Source organism: Pseudokineococcus marinus (assembly GCF_013004605.1).
Taxonomy (GTDB): Bacteria; Actinomycetota; Actinomycetes; order Actinomycetales; family Quadrisphaeraceae; genus Pseudokineococcus; species Pseudokineococcus marinus.
Map to the genome: position 1 here is coordinate 1 of NZ_JABEMA010000308.1, position 3,590 is coordinate 3,590.

Consider the following 3,590-nt stretch of genomic DNA (forward strand, 5'->3'; position numbering starts at 1 on the left):
CCGGCCGTCAGCCGACCCGCAGGGGCACCCCGAGCAGCGCCTCGACGACGTCGGCGACCAGCGCGGGCGCCGCGGCGTCGCCCTGCGGGTCGCCCGGGGCGTGCGAGAGGTCCTGCGCCAGCTGGGCGTCCACCCACGCGTCGACGACGGCGAGGGCGCCCGGGGCGTCGAGGTCGTCGGCCAGGCGGCTGCGCACGCCGTCGAGCACCCGCGCAGCGTCGGGGCCCTGCGGCATCGCCACGGCGGCGCGCCAGCGCTCCAGCCGCTCGCGGGCGACCTGCAGGCCCTCGTCGGTCCACGGCCAGTCGTCGCGGTAGTGGTGGGCGTGGACGGCGAGGCGCACGGCCGCCGGGTCCTCCCCCGCGCGGCGCAGCGCGGAGACGAGCACGAGGTTGCCGCGCGACTTGCTCATCTTCTCGCCGTCGAGCGCCACCATCCCGCCGTGGGCGTACAGCTGCGCGTAGGGCCGGGTGCCCGTGAGGACGTGGGCGTGGGAGGCGCCCATCTCGTGGTGGGGGAAGACGAGGTCGGAGCCGCCGCCCTGGACGTCGAAGCCGGACCCGAGGTGGTCCAGCGCGATGGCGACGCACTCGATGTGCCACCCGGGGCGCCCGGGGCCGAGGTCGCCGCCGTCCCACGACGGCTCGTCCTCGCGGGCGGCGCGCCACAGCACGGGGTCGATCGGGGACCGCTTGCCCGGCGTCGTCGGGTCGCCGCCCCGCTCGGCCGACAGCTGCGCCATCGTCGCCGGGTCGTACCCGCTGACGCCCCCGAAGGCCTCGTCGGCGGTGACGTCGAAGTAGACGTCGCCCGTGGCCTCGACCCGGTAGGCGGCGCCGCGGCGGACGAGCTCGGAGACGGCCGCGGCCGCCCTCGGCACCGTCTCGACGGCGCCGAGGTAGACGTCCGGCGGGACGACGCCGAGCGCCGTCATGTCCTCGCGGAAGAGGTCGGTCTCGCGAGCCGCCAGGTCGCGCCAGTCCACGCCCGTCGCGGTCGCGCGCTCGAGCAGCGGCTCGTCGACATCGGTGACGTTCTGGACGTACCGGACCTCGTGCCCGGCGTCGCGCCACGCGCGGACGAGGAGGTCGAAGGCGAGGTAGGTCGACGCGTGCCCCATGTGGGTCGCGTCGTAGGGGGTGATGCCGCACACGTAGAGCCCGGCGACCGGGCCCGGGGACGTGGGGCGCACGCTGCGGGAGGCGCTGTCGTGCAGCGAGACGGGCCCTCCCGTGCCCGGCAGGTGCGGCAGGTGCGGGGAGGACCAGGACTTCACGGCGCGACCCTAGTCGGCGCCGCGGGAGCCTCCGGACGCGCCGGACCGCCGTGCGTCAGAACACGGGCCAGGGCACCGCGCTGCGGTGCTCCGGCGGCTGCGGCATGACGGCGCCGCGCAGGAGCCGGTCGACGCGCGTGCGCAGCGCCCGCACCTCCCGCCCGGTGAGGAGGGCCTGCAGCTCGTCCTCCAGGCCGTCGCGCAGGGCCGCCCGAAGGCGGTCGAGGGCCTCGAGCTCGACGTCCGGCAGCGGCTCCCCCGCCCAGCCCCACAGGACGGTGCGCAGCTTGCCCTCGGCGTGCAGGACGAGGCCGTGGTCGATGCCGTGCACGGGCGGGCCGGAGGCCCGCGCGGCGGCGGACGCCGGGTCCGCGGCCGCAGGGCGCCCCAGCAGCAGGTGGCCGGCCTTGCGGTCGGCGTTGTTGGCGACGACGTCGAAGACGGCCACCGACAGCAGGCGCGGGTCGTCGGCGTGGACGAGGGTCACCGGCTCGCCGTAGGGCCCCCAGGCCTCGAGGACGCCGCGCCACCCCGCGGGCACCTCGCCCTGGGGGACGACGTCGACGAGCCCGGCGCCGGGCTCGCCCAGCAGGTGCTCGTCGTCGAGGTCCTCCTCCACCCGGTCCGCCTCGTCCGGCCCCTCCCCGCCCTCGTCGTCCCCGCCCTCGTCGTCGGGGTCCTCGTGGTCGGGGTCCACGGCGCGGTACGGGTCGACGACGCCCTCGTCGGCGGCCTCCTCGTCGAGCGGGGCGTCGCGCGGCGGGTGCACCCAGCGCTGCACGGACCCGGGCCCCAGCGGGCCGTCGCGCAGGACGGTCGTGGGCACGACGCCCCACCCGCCCGCGCGCGAGACCAGCGAGGCCGCGACCTCGCGCCCGGCGAGCGTGCCGTCGGGGAAGTCGTGGAGCGGCCGCTCGCCGCGGACGGGCTTGTAGACGCACCGGACGGCCGTGCCGCCGTCCCGGCAGGTGGCGAGCAGGGTGACGTTCGAGGAGCCGGAGATGCGTCCGACGACCTCGAGGTCCCCGCGCGAGAGCAGGTCCGCCAGCGCGTCCCCGTCGCTCGGGACGCCGGGCCGCGGGCCCGCGGGCGCCCCGCCGCGCCCGGTCAGCGGCGGTACCCGTTGGCGCGCGGGCAGACGTGGCCCTCGGGGTCCAGCGGGCCCTGGCAGAACGGGCACGGCGGGCGGCCGGCCGCCACGAGGGCCGAGGCCCGCTGGGCGAAGCCGCGGGCGCTGGCGCCGGACAGGGAGACCCGCAGGACGGACCGGGCGTCGGGCTCGGGCCCCTCCCCCAGGCCGCCGCCGGCCTCGTCCTCCTCGACGGAGAAGCACTCGATGACGACGACGCCGCGGTCGCCGTCCCACTGCAGGCTCATCGTCCCGACCCGGAACTCCTCCTCGATGGGGGTGTCGAGCGGCTCGGTGTCGCCCGCCCCGACGGGGGTGACCGCGGGCACGGGCGCCTCGCCGCCGCTGCGGCGCACCACCTCGTCGAGGAGCTCCTCGACCTTCTCGGCCAGGGTGGCGACCTGCTGCTTCTCGAGGGCGACCGAGACGACGACGGGCACGGGCCCGGTGCTGCGCGCCCGCGCCTGGAGGAAGAAGGTGCGCGAGCCCGCCGGCCCCACCGTGCCGGCGACGAAGCGGTCCGGCGGGTCGTAGTCGAAGACCTGCGCTGGCATGCCGTCGAGACTACCCAGCGCCCGCGCCGGCCACCGGCCGGCTCAGGCCCCGGCCCCGCCGCCCACCGCGGCGTCGGAGGACGCCGCCGCCCGGCGCCGGCGCCGCGGCGGCGGCGCGAGGGAGGCGAGGTCGCCACCGGTGTCGTTGGTGCGGACGACGAAGGGCCGCAGCGGGGTGTACCGGACGACCGAGACCGAGGCCGGGTCGACGACGATGCGCTGGAAGCTGTCGAGGTGCTGGCCCAGGGCGTCGGCGAGCACCGCCTTGATGACGTCGCCGTGGGAGACGGCGACCCACACGGCGTCCGCGCCGTGCTCCGCCGCGACCGCGGCGTCGTGCTCGCGGACCGCCGCGAGCGCCCGGGCCTGGACGTCGCGCAGGGACTCGCCGCCGGGGAACTGGGCGGCGCTGGGGTGGCCCTGCACGACCTTCCAGTGCGGCTCCCTCGCCAGCTCGCGCAGGCCGCGACCGGTCCACTCCCCGTAGTCGCACTCGAGCAGCCGGGGCTCCTCGACGAGGTCGGGGCGCGGGCGGCGGGCCGTCCCGCCGACGGCGAGGAGGGCGCGGGCCGTCGCGACGGTGCGCTCCAGCGGGCTCGCGACGACCCGGGCGAGGGGGACGCCCGAGAGG

At 78.1% G+C, this 3,590-nt stretch carries 4 protein-coding genes; all 4 read right to left on the reverse strand.

Annotated elements, in window-relative coordinates:
• Positions 1–7: 7 nt before the first annotated feature.
• The gene (gene mshC, locus HLB09_RS14530) at positions 8–1,276 is read right to left on the reverse strand and encodes a cysteine--1-D-myo-inosityl 2-amino-2-deoxy-alpha-D-glucopyranoside ligase (RefSeq protein ID WP_171204049.1); all 1,269 of its coding nucleotides are present in this window, start codon (positions 1,274–1,276) and stop codon (positions 8–10) included.
• A gap of 55 nt (positions 1,277–1,331) precedes the next feature.
• Entirely contained in the window at positions 1,332–2,456 is a 1,125-nt protein-coding gene (locus HLB09_RS14535; RefSeq protein WP_212771135.1) for an SCO1664 family protein, read from the reverse strand.
• A complete protein-coding gene (locus HLB09_RS14540; protein WP_171204050.1) occupies positions 2,384–2,959 on the reverse strand; it encodes a DUF3090 domain-containing protein in 576 nt (191 codons plus the stop codon). Before HLB09_RS14540 ends, HLB09_RS14535 begins: the two co-directional genes overlap by 73 nt.
• Before the next feature lie 42 nt (positions 2,960–3,001).
• Positions 3,002–3,590: MSMEG_4193 family putative phosphomutase (locus HLB09_RS14545; RefSeq protein WP_171204051.1), on the reverse strand; the 589-nt coding region annotated here is incomplete at its 5' end.